19 protein-coding genes, 1 other RNA gene and 1 pseudogene are annotated in these 23,137 nt (G+C 69.7%); 9 read left to right on the top strand and 12 right to left on the bottom strand.

What is annotated here, in order from left to right:
• The first annotated feature begins 8 nt into the window (after positions 1-8).
• The 3 genes from moaA to glp are packed head-to-tail and all read left to right on the top strand — an operon-like array spanning position 9 to position 3,117.
• Positions 9-1,148, top strand: a complete 1,140-nt coding sequence (gene moaA, locus FFI97_RS04740; RefSeq protein WP_139704080.1) for a GTP 3',8-cyclase MoaA — start codon at positions 9-11, stop codon at positions 1,146-1,148.
• 11 nt (positions 1,149-1,159) lie between these two features.
• Entirely contained in the window at positions 1,160-1,804 is a 645-nt protein-coding gene (gene mobA / locus FFI97_RS04735; RefSeq protein ID WP_139704078.1) for a molybdenum cofactor guanylyltransferase MobA, read from the top strand.
• Complete coding sequence (glp, locus tag FFI97_RS04730; RefSeq protein WP_139704075.1) at positions 1,801-3,117, top strand: gephyrin-like molybdotransferase Glp; 1,317 nt, start codon at positions 1,801-1,803, stop codon at positions 3,115-3,117. Before mobA ends, glp begins: the two co-directional genes overlap by 4 nt.
• Positions 3,118-3,139: 22 nt before the next feature.
• On the opposite strand, the gene rnhA is transcribed toward glp, so the two are convergent.
• Together rnhA and FFI97_RS04720 are read right to left on the bottom strand one after the other, a co-directional pair.
• Positions 3,140-3,589 (bottom strand): ribonuclease HI, encoded by a 450-nt coding sequence (rnhA, locus tag FFI97_RS04725; protein WP_139704073.1) that lies wholly within the window; start codon positions 3,587-3,589, stop codon positions 3,140-3,142.
• A 66-nt stretch (positions 3,590-3,655) separates the two neighbouring features.
• A complete protein-coding gene (locus tag FFI97_RS04720; protein ID WP_260684899.1) occupies positions 3,656-4,417 on the bottom strand; it encodes a class I SAM-dependent methyltransferase in 762 nt (253 codons plus the stop codon).
• Here FFI97_RS04720 and gloB point away from each other — a divergent pair.
• The 3 genes and pseudogenes from gloB to FFI97_RS04705 all read left to right on the top strand — a co-directional run bounded on the left by gloB (position 4,416) and on the right by FFI97_RS04705 (position 8,625).
• Complete coding sequence (gloB, locus tag FFI97_RS04715) at positions 4,416-5,195, top strand: hydroxyacylglutathione hydrolase (protein WP_070060944.1); 780 nt, start codon at positions 4,416-4,418, stop codon at positions 5,193-5,195. The genes FFI97_RS04720 and gloB overlap by 2 nt on opposite strands.
• Positions 5,192-6,800 (top strand): annotated as a pseudogene (locus tag FFI97_RS04710) (transglycosylase SLT domain-containing protein). Before gloB ends, FFI97_RS04710 begins: the two are co-directional and overlap by 4 nt.
• A gap of 64 nt (positions 6,801-6,864) precedes the next feature.
• Positions 6,865-8,625, top strand: coding sequence for a monovalent cation:proton antiporter-2 (CPA2) family protein (locus tag FFI97_RS04705; RefSeq protein WP_062473110.1), 1,761 nt, complete (start codon positions 6,865-6,867; stop codon positions 8,623-8,625).
• 27 nt (positions 8,626-8,652) lie between these two features.
• Here the strand turns inward: FFI97_RS04705 and FFI97_RS04700 are convergent, their stop codons facing one another.
• The 7 genes from FFI97_RS04700 to dnaX all read right to left on the bottom strand — a co-directional run bounded on the left by FFI97_RS04700 (position 8,653) and on the right by dnaX (position 14,823).
• Positions 8,653-9,486, bottom strand: a complete 834-nt coding sequence (locus FFI97_RS04700; protein ID WP_062473112.1) for an ABC transporter permease — start codon at positions 9,484-9,486, stop codon at positions 8,653-8,655.
• Positions 9,483-10,298: an ABC transporter ATP-binding protein gene (locus FFI97_RS04695; RefSeq protein ID WP_139704596.1), complete on the bottom strand. Its 816-nt coding sequence runs from the start codon at positions 10,296-10,298 to the stop codon at positions 9,483-9,485. The genes FFI97_RS04700 and FFI97_RS04695 overlap by 4 nt, the downstream gene beginning before the upstream one ends.
• Positions 10,299-10,350: 52 nt before the next feature.
• A complete protein-coding gene (locus FFI97_RS04690; RefSeq protein WP_062473116.1) occupies positions 10,351-11,388 on the bottom strand; it encodes an ABC transporter substrate-binding protein in 1,038 nt (345 codons plus the stop codon).
• Between the two features lie 138 nt (positions 11,389-11,526).
• Entirely contained in the window at positions 11,527-11,919 is a 393-nt protein-coding gene (locus FFI97_RS04685) for an MAPEG family protein (RefSeq protein ID WP_062473118.1), read from the bottom strand.
• A gap of 51 nt (positions 11,920-11,970) precedes the next feature.
• The gene (recR, locus tag FFI97_RS04680; RefSeq protein ID WP_062473120.1) at positions 11,971-12,561 is read right to left on the bottom strand and encodes a recombination mediator RecR; all 591 of its coding nucleotides are present in this window, start codon (positions 12,559-12,561) and stop codon (positions 11,971-11,973) included.
• A 7-nt stretch (positions 12,562-12,568) separates the two neighbouring features.
• Entirely contained in the window at positions 12,569-12,901 is a 333-nt protein-coding gene (locus FFI97_RS04675; RefSeq protein ID WP_007836669.1) for a YbaB/EbfC family nucleoid-associated protein, read from the bottom strand.
• 74 nt (positions 12,902-12,975) lie between these two features.
• Positions 12,976-14,823, bottom strand: coding sequence for a DNA polymerase III subunit gamma/tau (dnaX, locus tag FFI97_RS04670; RefSeq protein WP_139704594.1), 1,848 nt, complete (start codon positions 14,821-14,823; stop codon positions 12,976-12,978).
• Between the two features lie 114 nt (positions 14,824-14,937).
• Here dnaX and ffs point away from each other — a divergent pair.
• Together ffs and FFI97_RS04660 are read left to right on the top strand one after the other, a co-directional pair.
• Positions 14,938-15,034: signal recognition particle sRNA small type (gene ffs, locus FFI97_RS04665), an RNA gene on the top strand.
• 105 nt (positions 15,035-15,139) lie between these two features.
• Entirely contained in the window at positions 15,140-15,568 is a 429-nt protein-coding gene (locus FFI97_RS04660; protein ID WP_139704592.1) for a GNAT family N-acetyltransferase, read from the top strand.
• A 13-nt stretch (positions 15,569-15,581) separates the two neighbouring features.
• Here the strand turns inward: FFI97_RS04660 and FFI97_RS04655 are convergent, their stop codons facing one another.
• From FFI97_RS04655 to FFI97_RS04645, 3 genes are read right to left on the bottom strand one after another with little or no spacing between them, the layout of a single operon-like run.
• A complete protein-coding gene (locus FFI97_RS04655; RefSeq protein ID WP_144004373.1) occupies positions 15,582-16,820 on the bottom strand; it encodes a TIGR03862 family flavoprotein in 1,239 nt (412 codons plus the stop codon).
• Positions 16,817-20,089, bottom strand: a complete 3,273-nt coding sequence (locus FFI97_RS04650) for a UvrD-helicase domain-containing protein (RefSeq protein ID WP_144004372.1) — start codon at positions 20,087-20,089, stop codon at positions 16,817-16,819. The genes FFI97_RS04655 and FFI97_RS04650 overlap by 4 nt, the downstream gene beginning before the upstream one ends.
• Positions 20,086-22,641 carry a PD-(D/E)XK nuclease family protein gene (locus FFI97_RS04645; protein WP_139704590.1) on the bottom strand — a complete coding sequence of 852 codons (2,556 nt, stop codon included), beginning with the start codon at positions 22,639-22,641 and terminating at the stop codon, positions 20,086-20,088. Before FFI97_RS04645 ends, FFI97_RS04650 begins: the two co-directional genes overlap by 4 nt.
• 160 nt (positions 22,642-22,801) lie before the next feature.
• On the opposite strand from FFI97_RS04645, the gene trxA reads away from it, so the two are divergent.
• Complete coding sequence (trxA, locus tag FFI97_RS04640) at positions 22,802-23,134, top strand: thioredoxin TrxA (RefSeq protein WP_042578306.1); 333 nt, start codon at positions 22,802-22,804, stop codon at positions 23,132-23,134.
• Positions 23,135-23,137 lie beyond the last annotated feature (3 nt).

Here is a 23,137-nt window from a genome sequence, read left to right as displayed (position 1 = left end):
ATCGCCCCATGAAGAAAAGCAGCAGCACCGTCATTCCGATCGCTCAGGCCGGCCACGCCGTCGTGGCCGCGCCGGACATTGCCGTGCCCGCCACCGGCCTGCTGGCCGACCGGCTGGGCCGTCCGCTGACCGACCTGCGCATCAGCGTGACCGACCGCTGCAACTTCCGCTGCAGCTACTGCATGCCCAAGGACGTGTTCGACAAGGACTACCAGTACCTGCCGCACAGCGCGCTGCTGAGCTTCGAGGAAATCACGCGCCTGGCGCGCCTGTTCGCCTCGCACGGCGTGCACAAGATCCGCCTGACTGGCGGCGAGCCGCTGCTGCGCAAGCACATCGAGGGGCTCATCGCCCAGTTAGCCGAGCTGCGCACGCCCGACGGCGACCCGCTCGAGCTCACGCTCACCACCAACGGCTCGCTGCTGAAACGCAAGGCCGCCGCGCTGAAAGCCGCCGGCCTGCAGCGCGTGACCGTGAGCCTGGACAGCCTGGACGACGCCGTGTTCCGCCACATGAACGACGTCGACTTTCCGGTGGCCGACGTGCTGGCCGGCATCGACGCCGCCCTGGCCGCGGGCCTGGGCCCGATCAAGGTCAACATGGTGGTCAAGCGCGGCACCAACGAGCAGGAAATCTCGCCGATGGCGCGCTACTTCCGCGAGCACCACGGCGGCAAGGTCGTGCTGCGCTTCATCGAGTACATGGACGTGGGCGCCACCAACGGCTGGCGCATGGACGAAGTGCTGCCCTCGGCCGAGGTCATCGCCCGCATCGCGGCCGAGTTTCCGCTCGTGCCGCTCGAAGCCACCACGCCCGGCGAAACCGCCCAGCGCTGGGCCTATGCCGACGGCGGCGGCGAGATCGGCGTGATCAGCAGCGTGACCCAGGCCTTCTGCCACGACTGCAGCCGCGCGCGCCTGTCGACCGAGGGCAAGCTGTACCTGTGCCTGTTCGCAAGCCAGGGCCACGACCTGCGACCGATGCTGCGCGACGGCGCGAGCGACGGCGACATCGCCTCCGCCATCGGCCACATCTGGCAGGGTCGCACCGACCGTTATTCCGAGCTGCGCGCCCTGCGCGGCCCCGACGACAGCGCCCCCGACGCGGCAGCGCCCCGGCGCGTCGAGATGAGCTACATCGGCGGATGAGGCCGCCAGCCATGGGTACCGCACCGGCCATCGCAGCGGCCGACATCACGGGCCTCGTGCTCGCCGGCGGGCGCGGCACCCGCATGGGCGGGGTCGACAAGGGCCTGCAGTTGCTCCAGGGCGAAGTGCTCGCCGCGCATGCCGTGCGGCGGCTGCGCCCGCAGGTCGGCGGCGTACTGATCAATGCCAACCGGAACTTCGCCGCCTACGAAGCGCTGGGCGTGCCCGTGTTCGCCGACAGCGTGCCCGACCACCCCGGGCCGCTGGCCGGCATGCTGAGCGGGCTCGAGCACTGCCCCACGCCCTGGCTGCTCACCGTGCCCTGCGACACGCCGCGCTTTCCGCCCGACCTGGCGGCGCGGCTGGCCGAAGCCTTGGCCGCCGAGGGCGCCCACGCGCGCATCGCCATGGCCGCCGCGCCTGAAACCGAGGCCGACGGCCGCACGGTGCTGCGTCGCCAGCCGGTGTTCTGCCTGCTGCACATCGAACTGCGCGACAGCCTGCGCCGCTTTGTCGAGGAAGGCGGCCGCAAGGTCGGCGCCTGGACCGCGCAGCACAACGCCCTGACCGTTCCCTTCGACCGCCCCGGCGACGCGCCCGACGCCTTCTTCAACGCGAACACGCTGGCCGATCTGCAGACGCTCGAACAGCCATGAGCCGCATCGCCGCCATTGCCGCCGACCTCGCGGACTACGACGCGGGCGACCTCGACGTCGACACCGTCGCCGCCTTTCTCGCGCGCCTCGTCGCGCCACTGGCCGTGGCCGACGCCGAAGAGGTCGCGCTGCGCGACGCGCTCGGCCGCGTGCTGGCCGACGACCTCGTCTCGCCCGTGAGCGTGCCGCCGCACGACAACTCCGCCATGGACGGCTACGCCTTCGATGGCGCGCTGCTGCCGGCCGATGCGCCCATCGACCATTCGCTCACGCTGCGCGTGGCGGGCACGGCGCTGGCCGGCTCGGCCTGGCGTGGCGCGCTCGGGCCGCACGACGCGGTGCGCATCATGACCGGCGCGATGATGCCGGCCGGCCTGGACACCGTGATCCCGCAGGAGTTCTGCAAGGTCGACGGCGACCAGGTCTGCTTTCCGGCCCGCGTGCTGGGCCGTGGCGACAACCGCCGCCTGGCCGGCGAAGACCTGATGCAGGGCCAGCCGGCGCTGCGGCGCGGCGAGCGCCTGTCGCCGGCCGCGCTCGGCATGGTCGCCAGCCTCGGCCTGGCGCGCGTGACCGTGCGGCGCCGGCTGCGCGTGGCGTACTTCTCGACCGGCGACGAAATCCTCTGCCTGGGCGACACGCCGCGCGAAGGCGCCGTATACGACAGCAACCGCTACACCCTGTTCGGCCTGCTCACGCGGCTGGGCTGCGAGGTGGTCGACCTCGGCCTGGTGCACGACGACCCCGCCACGCTCGCGGCCACGCTGCAGCGCGCGGCGCACGAGGCCGATGCCATCGTCACCAGCGGTGGCGTGAGCGCAGGCGCGGCCGACCACACGCGCGACGTGATGCAGCAACTGGGCGACATGGCCTTCTGGCGGGTCGCGATGCGGCCCGGCCGGCCGCTGGCGGTGGGGCTGATTCCGCGTCCGCGCGAGGCCACGGCCACGTCGGCCGTGCTGTTCGGCCTGCCGGGCAATCCGGTGGCGGCGATGGTCGCCTTCCTGGCCTTCGTGCGGCCGGCGCTGCTGCGGCTGATGGGCTGCCACGACGAAGCCTGCGCCCCGCCGCCGCTGCTGCGCGCGCGCAGCGCCGGGCCCATCCGCAAGAAGCCGGGGCGCACCGAGTACCAGCGCGGCGTCGTCCGACAAGTGCCGGGTTCGCTGCCCGAGGTGCGGGTGGCGGCGCACCAGGGATCGGGTGTGCTGAGCTCGATGCTCGAGGCCAACGGGCTCGTGGTGCTGCCCCACGACCAGGGCCATGTCGACGCCGGACAGGAAGTCGACGTGATGGTCTTCGACGGGCTGATCTAGCCCCTGGCCCAGCCGCCGAGGGTCAGATCCGGCCCAGGGCCTTGTCCACGCCCTTGTTGGCCAGCATGTCGGCCCGCTCGTTGCCCGGGTCGCCCGAGTGGCCCTTCACCCAGCGCCACTCGATCTGGTGACCGCCTTCGGCCACCAGCTTGTCGAGCCGCTGCCAGAGTTCGACGTTCTTCACGGGCTGCTTGGTCGAGGTGAGCCAGCCCTTGGCCTTCCAGCCGCGAATCCACTCGGTGATGCCCATGCGCACGTACTGGCTGTCGAGGTACAGCAGCACCTTGCAGGGCCGCTTGAGCGCGGCGAGCCCTTCGATCACGGCCGTGAGTTCCATGCGGTTGTTCGTGGTGTTGAGTTCACCGCCGAACAGTTCCTTCTCGGTGGGGCCCGACTTGAGCCACGCGCCCCAGCCGCCCGGTCCCGGGTTGCCCTTGCACGCGCCATCGGTGTAGATCACGACTTCGTTCAAACTGACTGTTCCTTTTTTCTCTAGCGTCATGCGGGCGATGCCGCCCGCGTCCATGGATTCGTTCGTTCACTGCTTGCTGCGGTGCACCTTGCCCGCGATGGGCACCGGCGCCGTCGCCCGCGCGCCGCTGCGGCGCCAGTCGGTGCTCAGCAGGCGCATGCCGCGCACGCGCTTCACCGCCACCAGGAAGTAGGCGGCGCCGAAGATCGGCCACCAGCGCTCGCCGGCAGCGTCCATCCAGCGCGAGCGCTCCAGCCAGGCTTCGCTGCGCACCGCCGGCCGGTAGATGCCGAAACGGCCCGACTCCACCTCGAAGCTCAACAGGCGCAACCAGTCGCGCATGCGCCAGTAGCCGATGAACTCGCCGGCCTCGGGCAGGAAGGTCTCGCCCAGGCCCAGCCGGCGGTACAGGTGCCCGCGGCGCTGCCGCAGGCCCCACAGGCTGGTCGGGTTCAGGCCGCAGATCACCACCCGGCCCTCGGGCACCAGCACCCGCTCGACCTCGCGCAGCGTGGCGTGCGGATCGGGACTGAGTTCCAAAGCGTGCGGCAGCACCACGAGATCGAGGCTGTTGGCCGCGAACGGCAAGGCGGCGAAGTCGGTCACCAGCGTGGCCTTGCCGGCCCGCACCGGGTCGGTCAGGGCCAGCCAGCGGTGCGGCATGCGGTTGGTGCGCAGCCCGTTGACCTCGGCCGCGCCGAGCTGCAAGGCGTGGTAACCAAAAACATCGGCCACCGCCTCGTCGAACTGGGCCTGTTCCCAGGCCAGGAGGTAGCGACCGGGGGGGGTCGCGAACCAATCCTGCAAACCTATAATTTGACCGCTCATGACCCTTGTTCCGCTGCCCGCTTTTGCTGACAACTACATCTGGATGCTGCACGACGGGCACCACGCCATCGTGGTGGACCCGGGCGATGCCCAACCGGTGTTCGATGCGTTGGCGCACCACAAGCTGCAGCTGGCCGCGATTCTAGTCACGCACCACCACCCCGATCACACGGGCGGCGTGGCCGCGCTGCATGCGGCCACGGGCGCGAAGGTTTGGGGCCCGGCGCGCGAGCGCATCCCCGAGCCTTTCGCACCGCTGGTGCAGGGCGACATCGCCCAGGCCCTGGGCCTGCGCTTCGAGGTCATCGACGTGCCGGGCCACACGGCCGGGCACATCGCCTACTTCCTGCCGGCTGCGGCCGCGCAGGCCCCCGTGCTGTTCTGCGGCGACACCCTTTTTTCCGGCGGCTGCGGCCGCCTGTTCGAGGGCACGCCCGCGCAGATGCTCGCCTCGCTCGACGCCCTGGCGGCACTGCCCGGCGACACGCGCGTGTGCTGTGCGCACGAATACACACTTGCTAACCTGAAGTTCGCCCGCGCCGTGGAACCCGGCAACGACGAACTCACTCACTACAACGCGCGTTGCGAAAGCCTGCGCGCACAAGGGCAGCCCACGCTGCCGTCGCAACTGGCGATCGAACGCCGGATCAACCCCTTTCTTCGCAGCCGCGAAGCCACCGTCCTTCGAGCAGTGCGGGCCCATGCCGAGCTTTCCGCGGATGCCGCCGAAGCCGAGGTGTTCGCCGCCCTGCGCCAATGGAAAAACGACTTCCGATGAAATTTATCGTTGCCACCTGCCTTGCAGGCTCCCTGGTACTCGCGGGCTGCGCGGGCACGGACAACAGCGCTTCTTCCTCCACCTCCGCCAAGGCCGGCGCCTCCGCCGGCGGCACTGGCGCCCGCCCGTCGGGCAGCGCCACGCCGGTCTATCCGCGCGACAGCAACCTCAGCCCGCTCACCAGCGGCCAGGCGCGTTCGCAGAGCGTGGTCACGCTGGCACCGCCGGCCGACATGTGGGACCGCATCCGCCGCGGCTTCAAGATGCCCAACCTCGAGAGCGACCTGGTGCGCGACCGCGAGCAGTGGTACGCCAGCCGGCCCGACTACATCCAGCGCATGACCGAGCGCTCGAACAAGTACATCTTCCACATCGTCGAGGAGCTCGAGCGCCGCAACATGCCCACCGAGCTGGCGCTGCTGCCGTACATCGAGAGCGCCTTCAACCCGCAGGCCGTGTCCAGCGCGCGCGCCGCCGGCATGTGGCAGTTCATGCCCGCCACCGGCACCGACTTCGACCTGAAGCAGAACATCTTCCGCGACGACCGCCGCGACGTGGTGGCCTCCACCCGTGCCGCGCTCGACTACCTGCAAAAGCTCTACGGCATGTTCGGCGACTGGCAGCTCGCGCTCGCCGCCTACAACTGGGGCGAAGGCAGCGTGGGACGCGCCATCGCCAAGAACCAACGCCTGGGCCTGCCCACCACCTACAGCGATCTGTCGATGCCGGCCGAGACCCGGTTGTACGTGCCCAAGCTGCAGGCCGTGAAGAACATCGTGGCGAACCCGCAGGCCTTCAACGCCGAGCTGCCGCTGATCGCCAACCACCCCTACTTCCAGACCGTGCCGCTCACGCGCGATCTCGACGTGGAACTGGCGGCCAAGCTGGCCGACGTGCGCATCGAGGACTTCCGCGCGCTCAACCCCGCCGCCCACAAGCCCGTGCTGATCGCGGCCGGCACTTCCGAGATCCTGCTGCCCTGGGACAACGCGGCGGTCTTCAAGCGCAACTTCGACGCCTACACGCAGGGCCAGTACGCCAGCTGGACCGCCTGGGTCGTGCCCACCACCATGACGGTGGCCGACGCCGCCCAGCGCTCGGGCATGAGCGAGTCGGACCTGCGTGCGCTCAACAACGTGCCGCCGCGCATGCTCATCAAGGCCGGCTCCACGCTGATCGTGCCGCGCGGCGCGCGCGTGAAGGAAGACGTGGCGGCGGTCGTGGCCGATGGCGGCCACCTGAGCTTCCAACCCGAGATCATCACGCGCCGCACCACCGTCAAGGCCGGCCGCTCGGACAACGTGGCGAGCATCGCGCGCCGCTACAACCTCAAGCCCGCGGCCGTGGCCGACTGGAACGACGTCAATACGAACCACGCCTTCAAACGCGCTGGGCTACAGCGTGGTCGTGTACCTGCCGGTGCGTGCCACGCCCGCGGCGCGTGTCGGCTCGGGCGCAGCGCCTGCACGCGGCCGGGGCGCGGCGGTGGCCACCTCCAAGCGCGGCGGCGCGCCGGTGAAGGCCGCCGCACGCGGCAGCAGCAGCGCCAAGCAGGCGGTGGTGCGCCAGCCGCGCGGCGGCACGCCGTCCAAGCGCAAGCGCTGACCCCTGCCCTGCCGGCGGGCGGTGCCGGGCCCGGACCAAAAAAGCGACATCAGGAGGACAGGCCATGGCAGTCGAAGGAAGCGCGGGCGATCTCATCAAGGTCGTCACGCTGTTGGGGGCCGCCGTCGTGGCCGTGCCGCTGTTCAAGCGGCTCGGGCTGGGCTCCGTGCTCGGCTACCTGGCGGCGGGCCTGGCCATCGGGCCCTTCGGCTTCGGCCTCTTCACCGACCCGCAGACCATCCTTCACACGGCCGAACTCGGCGTCGTGATGTTCCTCTTCGTGATCGGGCTCGAGATGCGCCCGTCGCACCTGTGGAGCATGCGGCGGGACATCTTCGGACTGGGCAGCCTGCAGGTGGTGGTGTGCGGCATCCTGCTGACCGGCGTGGGCATGGCCTTCGGTTTCCCGCTCGCCGTCTCGTTCGTGTGTGCGATGGGCTTCGTGCTCACCTCCACGGCCATCGTGATGCAGCTGCTTGGCGAGCGTGGCGACATCGCCGCGCCGCGCGGCCAGAAGATCGTCGCCGTGCTGCTCTTCGAAGACCTGCTGATCGTGCCGCTGCTGGCTATCGTCGCCTTCATCGCACCGGTGGATGCGGCGCAGCAGGCCATTGCACCTTCACGCTGGATCGGCATCGGCATTGCCGTGGGTGCGCTCGCGGCGCTGGTGGCGGCCGGCATCTGGCTGCTCAATCCGCTGTTCCGCGTGCTCGCCAACTCCAAGGCGCGCGAGGTGATGACGGCCGCGGCACTGCTCGTGGTGCTGGGCGCGGCGCTGCTGATGCAGGTCGGCGGCCTGTCGATGGCCATGGGCGCCTTCCTGGCCGGCGTGCTGCTGTCCGAATCGACCTTCCGCCACCAGCTCGAAGCCGACATCGAACCCTTCCGCGGGCTTCTGCTGGGCCTGTTCTTCATCGGCGTGGGCATGTCGCTCGACCTCGCGGTGGTGGCGCAGAACTGGCAGCTCATCGTCGCGGGCGTGATCTCGATGATGGTGGTCAAGGCGCTGTGCATCTACGGCGTGGCGCGGCTCGCCAAGAGTTCGCCCGCCGATGCGCTCGACCGCGCCGTGCTGATGGCGCAGGGCGGCGAGTTCGCCTTCGTGCTGTTCTCGTCGGCGCTCGCCGCCAAGGTCATCAGCCCGACGGTCAACGCCAACATGACGGCGGTGGTGGTGCTGTCGATGGCGCTCACGCCGCTGGTGGTGCTGGTGCATCGCCGCTTCGCGCCCACCGCGCAGGCCTCGATGGAGGGCGTGGAGAAAGCCGAGGAACTGGCCGGCAACGTGCTCGTGATCGGCTTCGGTCGCTTCGGGCAGATCGCGATCCAGGGCGCGCTGGCGCGCGGTGCGTCGATCTCGATCATCGACAACGACACGCAGGTGATCCGCGACGCCGCCGACTTCGGCTTCAAGGTGTACTACGGCGACGGCGCACGCGCCGACGTGCTGCATGCGGCCGGCGCGCACAACGCCCGCGCGATCATGGTGTGCATCGACAACCGCGCCGTGGCCACGCGCATCGCGGAGCACGTGAAGGCCGAGTTCCCGCATGCGCACCTGATGGTGCGCGCCTTCGACCGCGAGCACGCGGTGGAGCTCGTGAAGCTCGACGTCGACTACCAGATCCGCGAGACCTTCGAATCGGCGATGGCCTTCGGCCGCCAGGGCGTGGTCGCGCTGGGCGCCACGCCCGAGGAAGCCGACGAAGTGATCGACGACCTGCGCCGCCGCGACAAGGAACGGCTGGTGCTCGAGATGTCCGGCGGCCTCTTCGCGGGACGCGCGCTGGTGCAGGTCAACACCGAGACACGCCAGACCCACTGAAGGCACTGGGCGCGTTGAACGCGCGGCTCAGAGCTTTTCAGTCTCTCCGCTGCGCGGCTGCCACTTCATGAGCCGCTTCTCGATCAGGCCCACGAGGCCGTCGAGCGCCAGCGCAAAGGCCGTGAGCACCACGATGCCGGCAAAGACCGTGTTCACGTCGAAGGTGCCCTCGGCCTGCAGGATCAGGTAGCCCACGCCGCGCGCCGAGCCCAGGTACTCCCCCACCACCGCGCCGACGAAGGCCAGGCCCACGGAGGTGTGCAGGCTGGAGAACACCCAGCTCGTGGCGCTGGGCAGGTACACCGTGCGCAGCAGCTGCCGCTGGTTGGCGCCCAGCATCTTCGCGTTGGCCAGCACCACCGGGCTCACTTCGCGCACGCCCTGGTAGACGTTGAAGAACACGATGAAGAACACCAGCGTGACGGCCAGCGCCACCTTGCTCCAGATGCCCAGGCCGAACCACAGCGCGAAGATCGGCGCGAGGATCACGCGCGGCATCGAGTTGGCGGCCTTGATGTACGGATCGAGGATCAGGCTCGCCGTGGGCGCCAGCGCCAGCCACAGGCCGCAGCCCAGCCCCAGCGCCGTGCCGATGCCGAAGGCCAGCACCGTTTCGAGCAGCGTCGTGCCCAGGTGGCGGTAGATGTCGGCGTTGCCCTTCAGGCCTTCGGGAAACAGCAGGTTCGGCGGCACCTCGAAGGGCAGGAACCAGCTCCAGATGCGCCCCGCCACCACGATCGGCTGGCCGAGGAAGAACGCGATCTGGTCGTTGCGCGAGGCCACGTGCCACAGCACCAGGATCACGGCCAGCAGCGCGAGCTGCCAGAAGCGCGCATGGCGTGCATCGAGGCGCGGCATCATGCGGCCTTCCTCAGTTGCTGCGCGTAGCCCTTGAGCACTTCGTCGCGCAGCACCTCCCAGATCTGGCGATGCAGCTCCACGAAGCGCGGCTGCGTGCGCACCTCGGCCACGTCGCGCGGACGCGGCAGATCGATCACGAACTCGCCGATCGGCCGCGTCGCCGGGCCGGCCGACAGCACCACCACGCGGTCGCTCATCGCGATCGCCTCGTCGAGGTCGTGCGTGATGAAGAGCACGGCCTTCTTCTTCGCGCTCCAGAGTTCGAGCACTTCGTTCTCCATCAGCTGCCGCGTCTGCACGTCGAGCGCGCTGAAGGGCTCGTCCATGAGGATGATGTCGGGGTCGAGCACCAGCGTCTGCGCCAGCGCCACGCGCTTGCGCATGCCGCCCGAGAGCTGGTGCGGGTAGCGGTCGCCGAAGCCCGAAAGGCCCACGCGCGAGAGCCAGGCCTCGGCCTGCGCGTGCGCCTCGGCGTCGGGCACGCCGCGGTACTGCAGCCCCACCTTCACGTTGTCGATGGCGCTGCGCCACGGCATCAGCGCCTCGGTCTGGAACATGTAGCCCGCACGCTTGTTCACGCCCGTGAGCGGCTGGCCGAACACCTTCACCCCGCCCGACGATGGTTCGAGCAGCCCCGCGCCCACGTTCAGCAGCGTCGACTTGCCGCAGCCCGTGGGCCCGACCACCGAGACGAACTCGCCCGCGCCGATGCGCAGCGTGGTGTCGTCCACCGCCGTGTAGCGCTGGCCCGGGTCGTCCTTCGAATGGAAGGTGCAGCGGATGGAAAGGAGTTCGAGGGCGTAGTCGGACATGGCGCTCCGGAAGAAAAAACCCGGCCGAAGCCGGGTTGCTGAACGTTCGCAATCAGGCTTTGAACCTGTCTTTCGCACGCTTTGCAAAATCGTTGGTGTAGGTCCTGGCGAGGTCGATCTTGTCGGCCTTGACCGAGGTGTCGAAGCTCGCGATGGCGTTGAGCGCCGTCTTCGGTCCCTCGGCCGGCACGAGGCCGTCGGTGGCGATGGACTCGCGCACCTTGTCGAACGACGCGAGGTACAACGCGCGGTCGCCGAGCAGATACGTCTCGGGCACGGTCTTGATGATGTCGCCCGGCCCCGCGGTCTGCAGCCACTTGAGGCCACGCACGATCGCGTTGGCCAGCGCCTGGCAGGTGTTGGGGTGCTTCTGGATGAAATCGATCGGCGCGTAGAGGCAGGCCGCGGGCATCGGCCCGCCGAACACCTGCTCGGTGCCCTTGAGCGTGCGCGTGTCGCTGATGATCTTCACGTCGCCCTTCTGCTCCAGCATGGTCATCACCGGGTCGGTGTTGCTGATGGCGTCGATCTGGCCCGAGCGCAGCGCGGTGAGCGCACCGGCCGCCACGCCCACGCCGATGAAGCTCACGTCGCTGGCCTTGAGGCCGCCGCGCGAGAGCACGAGGTTGGCCACCATGTTGGTCGACGAGCCCGGCGCCGAGACACCGATCTTCTTGCCCTTGAGGTCCTGGATGCCGGTGTAGCCCGCCATGTTCTTCGTCGACACGCCCACCGCGATCTGCGGTGCGCGGCCCTGCAGCACGAAGGCCTGGAAGAACTGGTTCTTGGCCTGCAGGTTGATCGTGTGTTCGTAGGCGCCCGAGCAGACATCGGCCGAGCCACCCACCACCGCTTGCAGTGCGCGCGCGCCACCGGCGAAGTCGGAGATTTCCACTTCGAGCCCTTCGGCCTTGAAGTAGCCCAGCTGCTCGGAGATGGTGAGCGGCAGGTAGTAGAACGCCGCCTTGCCGCCCACCGCGATCGAGACCTTGGTTTTCTCCAGCTTGGCCTGCTGCGCAAAGACCCGCGGCAATGCAATCGCTGCGGCAGCGACTGCGGAGGCGGAGATGAGGGTTCTGCGATGAAGCATGGCGCGGTCCTGCGGGCTCTGTGATTCTGGTGAACTGAATCGAGCTTAGGCGTGCGCCCTGTGGGCCTGCATCGGGGTCATCCCGTGCGGGTTTTCACGTAAGCACGAAGGCCTCCTGGAGAAGCCTTCGCCAAGGCGCTATCGCGCCAGAAAAAGTATCGCGATATTGACCAGGAACGCGAGTGCCCAGACCGCGCTGCGCGCGCTCGGCGCGCCGCGGATGTAGAGCGCGAGATAGATCACCCGCAGCACCACGTAGGCCACCGCGAGCATGTCGAGCCGCGCCTGCGCCACGCCGAGCTGGTGCGCGATGAGCACCGCGCCGATGAAGAACGGCAGGCCTTCGAAGCTGTTGGCCTGCGCGCTGTTGGCGCGTGCGCGCCAGCCGCTTTGCTTGGCGGCCCAGTCGCGCGGATGCATGTTGTCGCGCACGCCGAAGCTGCCCGCCTTCGCGATCCATGCCGCGAGGTACGGCAGGCCGCAGGCGATGAACACGCACCAGTAGGCGACGGTGAGCAAAGAGAAGGTCATGGTGACGACAACGAAGAGAAAGAACGAACGCGGCCTGCGTGAGGCCGCGCGTCAGCGGCGATCGACCAGCGCGTGCGCGATGGTGCCGAGGTCGACGTATTCGAGCTCGCTACCGGCCGGCACGCCGCGCGCCAGACGCGTCACGGTGAGCCCGTGCTGCTTGAGCGCCTCGCCGATCACGTGCGCCGTGGCCTCGCCTTCGGCGGTGAAGTTGGTCGCGAGGATGACCTCGCTCACCGTGCCGTCGCGTGCGCGGTCGAACAGCTTCTGCAGGCCGATGTCCTTCGGCCCGATGCCGTCGAGCGGGCTGAGCTTGCCCATGAGCACGAAGTAGTAGCCGCGAAAGGCGCCCGTGCGTTCGAGCGCGGCCTGGTCGGCCGGCGTCTCGACCACGCACAGCTTGGTGCCGTCGCGCCGCGAGTCCATGCAGACATGGCAGATCGGCGCTTCGGTGAAGGTGTTGCACAGCTCGCAGTGCCGCACCTGGCCCGCCGCCTGCTGCAACGCGCGCGCGAGCAGCTGCGCGCCCTCGCGGTCGTGCTGCAGCAGGTGGAAGGCCATGCGCGAGGCCGACTTGACGCCGACACCGGGCAACCGGCGCAGCGCATCGACCAGCGCATCGAGCGAACTGGCGTCTGCCATGCCTCGCTTAGAACGGCAGCTTCATGCCGGGCGGGAGGCCGGGCATGCCGGCCGTCAGCTTGCCCATCTTCTGCTCGCTGGTTTCCTCGGCCTTGCGCACGGCGGCGTTGAAGGCGGCAGCCACGAGGTCTTCGAGCATGTCCTTGTCGTCGGCCAGCAGGCTGGGGTCGATGGTGATGCGCTTGACGTCGTGCTTGCAGGTCATGACGACCTTGACGAGACCGGCGCCCGACTCGCCTTCGACCTCGATGTGCGCCAGTTCTTCCTGGGCCTTCTTGAGGTTGTCCTGCATTGCCTGCGCCTGCTTCATGAGGCCGGCCAGTTGTCCTTTGTTGAACATCGTTGGTCCTGTCTGTGATGGGTGGGTGATGGAAAGAATACGGGTCGAAAAATGCGGCGACTGCGGCGCCGGCTTCAGAGGGGCTTCAGCGATCCGGGAACAATCTTCGCATCGAAGTCGCGCATCAGCATCTGCACCTCGGGGTCGCTGCGGATGGCTTCCTCGGCCACCCGCTGGCGCTCGTCGGCGGCCTGCTTGTTGCGGCGCGCCGGGCTGTCGACCACGCCGCCGATCTCGATGGCCAGCCTCACATTGTGGCCGAGGCCCTGCAGCGCCGCCGTGAGCTTCTCGCGGCTGGACGGCTGGTTGAGGGTTTCGCGCTCGATGCGCAGCATCCACTGGTCGGTGTCGCGCGCCACCAGCTGCGACTGCAGCGCGAGCTCGCGCGCCAGTGCCGCGACGCTTTCGGCGGCGACGAGCTGCATGACCGTGGCATGCCAGAAGTCGCCCTCTTCGCTCGGCGGGATCGGGGTGTAGGTGCTGCGCTGTTCTTCTTCGCGCGGCACGTCGCGCTGGCCGGGCGGCGGCTGCACGCGGATCGGCACGCCGACGACATGGGCTGCGGGGGCGTCGGACGCCTCTTGCGGCGCAGGCCGGGGCATGGGCTGGCGCTGCGGGGCATCGACCACCGCGAGCCGCTGGCCCGCCGGCGCGGGTTGTGCGGGCGGTTGCGAAGGCGCGGCAGCCGGTGCCGGATCGGGCACCGAAGGCCGGGAAACCGGGGCGGCTTCGCGCGCGGGAGCCCGCGGCGCGGCGCCACCGGCGTCATTCAGAGTTTTTTTTTCCGTGGAGGCCGTCGAGGCGGCCGCGTGGGAAGGCTTGAAGGCCAGCAGCCGCAACAACACCATGGTCAGCGCCGCGTACTCGTCGGGCGCCAGGCCCAGCTCGCCGCGCCCATGCAGGCACAGGCTGTACAGCAGCTGCGTCTCGTCGGCGGGCATCAGCGACGCCAGGCGCGCCGTGTCTGCCGCATCGGGGTCGGTGGCCGCGTCGGCCGATTCGGCGCGCGAGGGCACGGCCTGCAGCACGGCCATGGCCTGCAGCACCGCCGTCATTTCTTCGAGCGTGGACGCGGCGGACATGCCGTCGCGGCGCAGCGCCTCGGAGGTGTCGACCACGGTCTTGCCGTCGCCTTGTGCGAGCGCCTCGATCAGGCGGAAGACATGGCCGCGATCGACGCTGCCGAGCATCTGGCGCACGCCGGTCTCGAGCAGCTCGCCGTTGCCGAAGGCGATGGCCTGGTCGGTGAGCGAGAGCGCGTCGCGCATCGAGCCGCGCGCGGCACGCGCCAGCAGGCGCAGGGCCTGCGGCTCGGCCGGCACCTGTTCGGTCTGCAGCACGCTGGTGAGGTGTTCGAGCACCGTCTCGGGCGCCATCGGCCGCAGGTTGAACTGCAGGCAGCGCGACAGCACCGTGACCGGCACCTTCTGCGGATCGGTCGTGGCCAGCACGAACTTGAGGTACTCGGGCGGCTCCTCGAGCGTCTTGAGCATCGCGTTGAACGCGGTGTTCGTGAGCATGTGCACTTCGTCGATCATGAAGACCTTGAAGCGCCCCTGCACCGGCTTGTAGACCGCCTGTTCGAGCAGCGACTGCACTTCGTCGACGCCGCGGTTGGAAGCCGCGTCGAGCTCGGTGTAGTCGACGAAGCGGCCCGAATCGATGTCCTGGCAGGCCTGGCACACGCCGCAGGGCGTGGCGGTGATGCCGCCCTGCCCGTCCGGGCCCTGGCAGTTGAGCGACTTGGCCAGGATGCGCGACACCGTGGTCTTGCCCACGCCCCGCGTCCCGGTGAACAGATAGGCGTGGTGCAGGCGCTGCGTCGTCAGCGCGTTTTCCAGCGCCTGGACCACATGCCCCTGACCGACCATCTCACCGAAGGTTTTCGGACGGAACTTGCGAGCGAGCACGAGATAAGACATTGCGGGCATTCTAAAAGGCGCGGCGGGGGTCACTTCACGCTTGTTTCCCGTCCCCCCTCGAAATGATTCACGCCCCGGCCAAGGGGGCAAATCCGCGCGGTTAGAATGCAGGCTGACGGGCCTCCCTGCATGGTGAAGTGGCCAACCGGGTCAGGTGGGGAACCAAGCAGCCCTAACTGCGTAGTCAGTGCCAGGGGTAAGGCTCGTCAACCTAACATCCAGAAGCCGTGAGTTCCTTTGCAGAGAACTTACGCGCCGTGTCCAGGGGTTACCAACCCCGGACACCTCAAATTCCCAGAACTTCGCGCAGCCATCCATGAACTTGGACATCCGGCCCGCCCGCCTCGGCGATCTTGAAGCGCTGGTGCGCCTCGACACCGTGGCCGCACACGATGCGCGCCGCGCCGTGCAGATCCAAGGCTGGATCGAGGATCGCTTCTGCCACGTGATCGAGATCGATGGCGAGATCGCCGCCTACGGCGTCCTGCACCACCACTTCTTCGACTGCGGCTTCATCGAGATGCTCATGGTCGGCGAAAGGTTTCGTCGCAGGCGACTCGGCCTGCGGCTCGTCGATCACTTCCAGTCGATCTGCGAACGCCCCAAGCTCTTCACCTCCACGAACCGCTCGAACACGGCGATGCACGCGCTGCTGAAAGAAGCCGGGTTCAGGGAGAGCGGCCACATCGAGAACCTCGATGCGGACGATCCCGAGCAGGTCTTTTTCTGGCTGTGCAAGCGCTGAGCAGCGCCTGCCGCTACAGCCCCAGCCGCTGGATTGCGCCGCGCGCCGCAGCCGCGCCGCTGGCCATCGCCGCCGTGAGCAGGTAGCCGCCGGTCGGCGCTTCCCAGTCGAGCATCTCCCCTGCCGCGAACACGCCGGGCAGCGCCGTCGCCATCAGGGCCGGATCGAGCGCATCGAAGCGCACGCCGCCCGCCGTGCTGATCGCCTCGTCGACCGGCCGCGTCGCGACCAGCTTCAGCGGCACCGCCTTGATGGTGGCCGCCAGTTGCGCCGGGTCCTGCATCGCTTCCTTGCTCAGCGCTTCGTGCAGCACGCCCGCCTTGATGCCCTCGATGCCGAGACGGCTCTTGAGGTGGCTGCTCAGCGAGCGTGCACCGCGCGGATGCTTCACCGCGGCGAGCACCTGCTCGGCGCTGCGGTCGGGCAGCAGGTCGAGCAGCAGCGTCGCACTGCCGTTCGCTGCAATCTCGTCGCGCAGCAGCGCCGACGCCGCGTAGACCAGGCTGCCTTCGATGCCGGTGGCCGTGACGACGAACTCGCCCTTGCGCGCGAAGTGCCGGCCCTGGCTGTCAGTGAAGGCGATCGCGACCGACTTGAAGGGCTGCCCCGCGAAGCGGCTTGAAAAATGCTCGCTCCAGCCTGCGCCGTCGAAGCCGCAATTGGCCGGCAGCAGCGGCGCCACCGCCACGCCCTGCGCCTGCAGCCACGGTGCCCACGCTCCGTCGGAGCCCAGGCGCGCCCAGCTCGCGCCGCCCAGGGCCAGCACCACGGCGTCGGCCTTGGCGATGACCTCGCCTGTCGGCGTCGCGAAGCGCAGCGCGTTCGCATCGAAGGCCCCGCTACCCATCCAGCGATGCCGCATGTGGAACTGCACGCCCGCGGCGCGCAGGCGATGCAGCCAGGCGCGCAGCAAGGGCGCGGCCTTCATGTCGGTCGGGAACACGCGGCCCGAGGTGCCGACGAAGGTCTCGATGCCCAGTCCGGCCGCCCACTCGCGCGCCTGTTGCGGACCGAATTTGGCGAGCAGCGGCTCGAGCTGCGCGCGGCGCTCGCCGAAGCGGGTTACGAACACGTCGAAGGGCTCGGAGTGCGTGAGGTTGAGGCCGCCGCGGCCGGCCAGCAAAAACTTGCGGCCCACCGAGGGCATCGCGTCGTACACATGCACCTGCGCGCCGGACGCGCTCAGCACTTCGGCCGCCATCAGGCCGGCAGGTCCGCCGCCGATGACGGCGACGGTAGAAGAAACAGTCATTCGAGATTCACCAGTTCGCCCTGCCCGGTCAGGAACGCGGCGCGCACCGTGGCACCGGGGTAGGCATGTTGCACGGCAGCGCGGTAGCGCTGCATCTGTGCGATCAGGGCCGCGTCCCGTTCGGGGCGCGCAGCCGATTTGTAGTCGAGGATCCACCATGCGCCGGTGGCGCGCTCGCGCACCAGCCGGTCGATGCGCAAGGTATCGCCCTCGTGGACCAGCGTGACTTCATTGCCATGCCAGTCGATGCTGCGATCGTCCCACACCCAGGCACCGGCGCCCGCGCGGATGCGCTGGGCCAGCGCCGCGGCGCCACGTGCCTGCTGCGGATCGAGCATGAATTCGCGCGCGGCCGCCCGCACATGGGCCGGTGGCAGCGCCTCGCCGGGCACCGCCCATTCGAGCAGCCGGTGCATGGCCTGACCGAACGCGGCGGCGCGCGCGTCGACCGTGGCGTCTTGTGCCTTTTTCTTTTCGGGCGGCGCACCGGTTGCAGCCACGAGCGGTGCGGGCAGGCGCTTCATCGCGAAGGTGCCCACCCCGCTCTCGCAGGCAGCAGAGGCTTCGACCAGCGGCTCGTCGGCCTCGGTCGGCTCGCACAGCGGCTCCAGCCGCGCCCACCAGCTGCCCTCGTTGGCGCGCGACGGCTTCACCGACGACAGCACCAGCCGCTCGCGGGCCCGCGTGGTCGCCACGTAGAGCCCGTTGAGTTCTTCGCGGTGACGCGCGCGCTGCTCCTCTTCGAGCAGCGCGGCGGCGCAGGCCGGCGGGGTCTTCTCGCTGGCCAGGAACACGAAGCGCGTCGGCGCGCTGTCGCTGCCCTTCCACTCGACCAGCACGCCCATGGTCTGCGCGCGCGGCGGCGGCGCGTCGCAGTCGAGCATCAGCACGGTGTCGGCCTCCAGGCCCTTGGCGCCGTGCACGGTCAGCAGCTGCACCGCCTCGGGCGCGGCCACGGTGGGCGCGCGCACGCTGCCCGCGCGCAAGGCGCGCACCAGGGCATAAGGCGTCGCGAAGCGCGCACCGTCGATGTCGAGCGAAGCGGCGACCAGCCCGCGCAGGTTCGCCAGCGCGCTCTGACGCAAGGCCGCCGGCACCGCGGCGCCGAACTTCGCGAGCACGTCGCCGTCGTGAAAGATCGCATCCAGCGCGTCGTGCGGCGGCATCGCCATCAACCAGCGCTGCCAGCGGCGCAGCTGCACGCCCGCCTCGATCAGCACGGGCGGCAGGCCTTCGCCCTTCTGGATCAGAGAGAACCAGCTGGCCACCGGCGTCTCGCGCTGGCAGCGCGCCAGCTGCACCAGCGTGTCGTCGTCGATGCCGAACAGCGGCGACTTGAGCGCGCGCGCCAGCGACAGGTCATGCGCGGGCGACACCAGCGCGTCGAGCAGCGCGACCACGTCCTGCACCTCGGGCGCGTCGTTCAGGTCGTTCTTCTCGGGCTGCTGTACGGGAATGTGGCGGCGGCGCAGCGCATCCTGCATGGCCGACAAGCGGCTGCGGCGGCGCGCCAGCACCATGATCTGGCGCGGCGGCGTGCCGTCGGCGATGCGCTGCGCGACCCAGCGCGCAGCCTGCTCGCATTCCTTCTGCAGCAGCTGTTCTTCGGGCAGCACGCGCGGCGTGACGAGGCTGTCGCGCCAGTGCAGCATGCCGTCGTCGGCGGGCGCGGCGGCCACGGCGGTGTCGAGCGCGTCGCGGTCGATGGCGGGCAGCTTCAGCAGCTCGCCGTCGTCGCCGCGCTCGGTGGTGTGGGCGCGGTAGCCGTCGAACTCGCCGACCGCCTGCGCGGCCAGCATCGCGCTGTTGACGAGGCCGACCACGGCGCGCGCGTTTCGGTGCGTGTGGTCGCAGTTGAGCAGTTCGCCGCCGAGCCCTTCGCGCACGAACTTCTTGGCGGCGATGAACACCTGCGGCTCGGCGCGGCGAAAACGGTAGATGCTCTGCTTCGGGTCGCCCACGATGAACACGCGCGGCGCACTGCCGCCCGCGCCGGTGTAGGCACTGAGCCAGCCGTAGAGCGCCTGCCACTGCAGCGGGTTGGTGTCCTGGAACTCGTCGATCAGCAGGTGCGCGACGCGCGCGTCGAGCCGCTCCTGAACCCAGCCCGACAGCGCCGACTGGCCCAAGAGCAGCTGCGCGGCCTGCTCGACGTCGTTCATGTCGACCCAGCCGTGCGCGCGCTTGACCTCGCCGAAGGCGGTGATCAGCAGGCGCGTGAGTCGCGTCATGCGCTGCTGGTAGAGCCAGGCCGCGTGCTGCGCCTGCGCGGCGCACAGCAGCTGCAGTTCGGTCTCGGCCTCTTGCGCGGCGGGGAATTTCTGCAGGTTCTTGGTGAGCCGGTCTTCGCTGGCGACGAAGAAGGTCTTGCGCAGCACGGCGAGCGCGTCGGCCAGCGCCTCAGGCGCGGGCTCGCCCGTGCCGAACACGTCGATGATGGCTTCGGCCGCCTTCTGCGGTGTCTTGTTGGCCTCGCAGCCGAGGGCGGCGGCGCGGTCGAGCCAGCGACGGCGCACGGCCTCGCCGCGCAGCGCGTCGGTCGGCACCTCCAGCCCCTGCAGGGCTGGGTACAGCACGTCGAACGGCGTCACTGCATCCTGGGGATCGGACAGCGAAAACTCGACCCGCTTCGACAGCGCCTCGCCCAGCGCCTTCGCCGTCTGAGAGCGGCCGTGCGTGGCGACGACCGCGTAGTAGTCGGCCAGCGCACGCGCATCGCCGGTCACCGCCTCGAAGAACGGACGCCAGGTGTGGTTGCGCGCCTCGGCATCGTCTTCGAGCAGTTCGTAGTTCGCGGGCAGCCCCAGCTCGCGCAGCACGGCGAGCGGCGCGTTGCGCAGCAGGCCCGCAAACCACGCGTGGAAGGTGCGGAACTGCACCGGGCGCCCGCCTTCGAGCAGGCGCCGGTAGAGCCCCTGCAGGCGCGGCACGGCCGCCTGCGCGGCCTCCGGTGTCATGCCGCGCATCACGAGCTCGCGTTGCGACGCGGCCGGATCGAGCTCGGCGAACAGCGCGAGCCACTGGTCGAGCCGCTCGCGCATCTCGCCGGCGGCTTTCTTGGTGAAGGTGATGGCCAGGATCTCGTGCGGCTCGCAGGCGGAATCGCCCTCTTCGAGCAGCGCGCGCACGATGCGCGACACCAGCATCCAGGTCTTGCCGGCGCCCGCGCAGGCTTCGACCGCGACCGAGCGCCGCGGATCGCAGGCGACGGTGTAGAAGGCCTCGCGCGCGACGTGCCGGCCGTTGTGTTCGTAGGCAGCGCCGTTCATGGCGTGACCTCCCAGAAATCCTTGCGACACAGGCCGCGTGCGGCGCAGAAATCGCAGACGCTGCCCTCGCCCAGTGGCGGCAGCGGCGCACCCTGCGCGATGCGCGCGAAGTCGTCGATGATGCCGGCGACCAGTGCATCGCGCGCCTCGACCACGGCGGGTTGCTCGACGGTCTGTGTGCCGGACGATTTCTCGCCCACGTTGACGTAGGCCGCGCGCAAGGTGTCGTCGGCGACCAGCGCGGCGTAGAAGGCGAGCTGCGTGTCTTCGGTCGGGTCCTTCACGCGCTCCTTGGTGACGGAGGCGGTCTCGGTCTTATAGTCGATCACGAAGGGCTGGCCGTCTGCCGTGCGATCGACGCGGTCGAGCCGGCCGACCAGCCGCAGGGTGCCCAGGGGCTGCTCTTTCCAGGGCTCGGCCTCGACGAAGACCGCTCCGTCCGCTTCATGTTTCGCGAGCCAGTCGAGGTAGCCGTCGCGCACCGTCGGCCACGCGGCGGCGAAGGGCAGGAACTCGGCGTCGGAATAGCCGAGCGTCTGCGTGACATCGCGCGCGGTGTCGGCCAGCAGCGTGGCGCGCGCTTGCGCATCGCTCGTCGGCGCGTCGCGCAGGGTCTCGTGGAACTGGCCGAGCACCGCGTGCAGCCAGTTGCCGAAGTCGCGCTTGTCGACCTCGGCATCGAGCTCGTCGGCGGTGCGCAGGCCCAGCTGGCGCAGCGCGAAGAAGCGATAGGGACAGCGGCGCAGGTCTTCGTAGACGCTGGTCGACACATTGGTGAGCGGCAGCAGCGCGCCCGAGGGCGTGGGCCGCAGGGTCGGCGAGACGGCGACGTCGCGCGGCGTGCGCGGATCGACGCCCGGCTGCAGTGCATGGGCGAGCTGCAGGGCCTGCACCAGCGGGCTCGGCCGCACGGGTTCGCCGCGGGCATCGGAATGGCGCCAGACCAGATCGCAGCTCGGGTTGCGCGTGGCCATGGCCCAGGCCGCGCGCTGCGCGGCCTCCAGCACCTCGCGCGAGGCCAGGCCCAGGTCGAGGCGCTGCGCCGCACTCCAGTTGCCCGGCGGCTCGGGCGACGCGGGCATGCGGCGGTCGTCGCAGCCGGGAATGACGGCGGCGCCGAAGACGCGGCCCAGCAGCTGGTACATCGGCAGCACGGACACCTTGGGCGCCTCGTCGCCGGCGGGCGGCACGAAGCTGGCGTCCTCGAGCACGTCGCGCGCCCAGGCGGTGAACTCGGCGAGGCTGTGGCGCCCGCCGGGGAACTCGTCTTCCTCGCCGTGCGCGTCGGCATCGAGCCAGAGGGCAGCGATCACCTTGGCGCCCGCGAAGTCGGCGACAAGCGCATCCCACTGCTCGCCGGCCGTCAGCAGCTCGCGCAGCGCGCGATGCCACTCGGCCAGGGAGCGCGCGCGCGCCATCGGGGCGCGGCGAGTTTCGATGGTGGCGGTGAACGTGCGCAGGCTTTCGTCCTGCGGCTTGTCGCTGCGCGCGATCAACGCGCACCACGCCTGCCAGTCGCGCACGCCTTCGCGTCGCAAGCGCATTTCGAGCGACTGCACGGCGAACCCATCGACTTCGGCGCCGCTCTTGAGCCATTCGAGCACCTGGTCGGTGGCCGCGTCGTGCGCGCAGGCGCGCAAGGCACTCATCAGCGTGGCGGCGGCGCGCGTGGTGGACAGCTTCCAGCCGGTTTCGTCGTGCGTGACGATGCCTTGCGTGCTCAGCTGGGCGCTGATGCGGCGGGTGAGCGCGCGATCGGTGGCGACGAGCGCGACCGGCGCGCGGCCCTCGGCCAGGTGCTGCAGCACGCAGGCGGCGGCCAGCTGGGCCTCGTCTTCGGGGTCGAGCGCCACGTGCGCGTGGGCCGCAGATGGCGGGGCATCGGCGGGCACGAGCGGAATGCGGATCGCGCGGTCGCCCCACAGCGCGCACAGGGCCTGCGTGAGCGGATCGGTCTGGAAGCCCTCGAGCACGATCAGCGCATCGACCTGGCTGCGCGCCGCGTCGCGCAGCAGCACGTCGGTCGCGTAGCCCGAGTTCGCGGCCCAGGCCACGGCGACACGGATCAGCGCGCTCTCGATGCGGAACCACTCCGACTCGCTGCCGGCATCGGCCACCTTGGACGCCCCTTGGGCCCAGTCGCTGCCGCGCACGTCAGGCGCCACGGCGGATGCCAGCGGCGCCAGCTGGTAGGCCAGCTCGACCACCCGCCCCGCGAGCGCGAAGCGTTCAGCCTGGAAGCCCGACTGCGCGAGCAGGCCCTGGGCCGTGACCAGGTCGCGCGCCATGTCGAAGGCGATGTCGTAGCCGGACGGCAGGAAGCCGCCCGCGCTGCGCGCCCAGTTGTGCGTGGTCTCGAAGCGCGGCACGAAGCCCGGGCTGCCGCAGCGCGCCCACATGCCGCGCGCGACCGCCATCAGCTGCGCGTACGGCACCAGCACCACGGTGCGCGCCGCATGCAGCTGGCGCTCGTCGAGCGCGCGCACGATCCGCGCGACGACGCCGTCGGCGGGATCGCACCACAGGGCCTGGACGGGGTGGCCTTCGTTCATGTTCTATCGAGGGGGTTGAGGGGGTCGGCGGCAGGGCCGCAAAGGGCTTTGGCTATCGCCGCCATAGCCGGGCCGCATGGCACGTCGCCCCTTGGTTTCTGTCACAATGACCCGCACTTTAGCTGCACCGAAACTCTCTCTGCGCACAAGGACACATCACATGGCCAGCGAACTGATCAAACACATCTCCGATTCTTCCTTCGAGGCCGACGTGCTCAAGTCCAGCCAGCCGGTTCTGGTCGACTACTGGGCCGAATGGTGCGGTCCCTGCAAGATGATCGCTCCGATCCTGGACGAAGTCTCGGCCACCTACGAAGGCAAGCTGCAGATCGCCAAGCTCAACGTCGACGAGAACCGCGACATCCCCGCCAAGTTCGGCATTCGCGGCATCCCCACGCTGATGCTGTTCAAGGACGGCCAACTGGCCGCCACCAAGGTCGGCGCCATGAGCAAGGCGCAACTCACGGCCTTCATCGACCAGCAACTCGCCTGATGC

This window comes from Variovorax sp. KBS0712, from assembly GCF_006323185.2.
Classification (GTDB): Bacteria; Pseudomonadota; Gammaproteobacteria; order Burkholderiales; family Burkholderiaceae_C; genus Variovorax; species Variovorax boronicumulans.
Note: the sequence above shows the minus strand (reverse complement) of the source record. Positions and strands in the feature narration are given on the sequence as shown.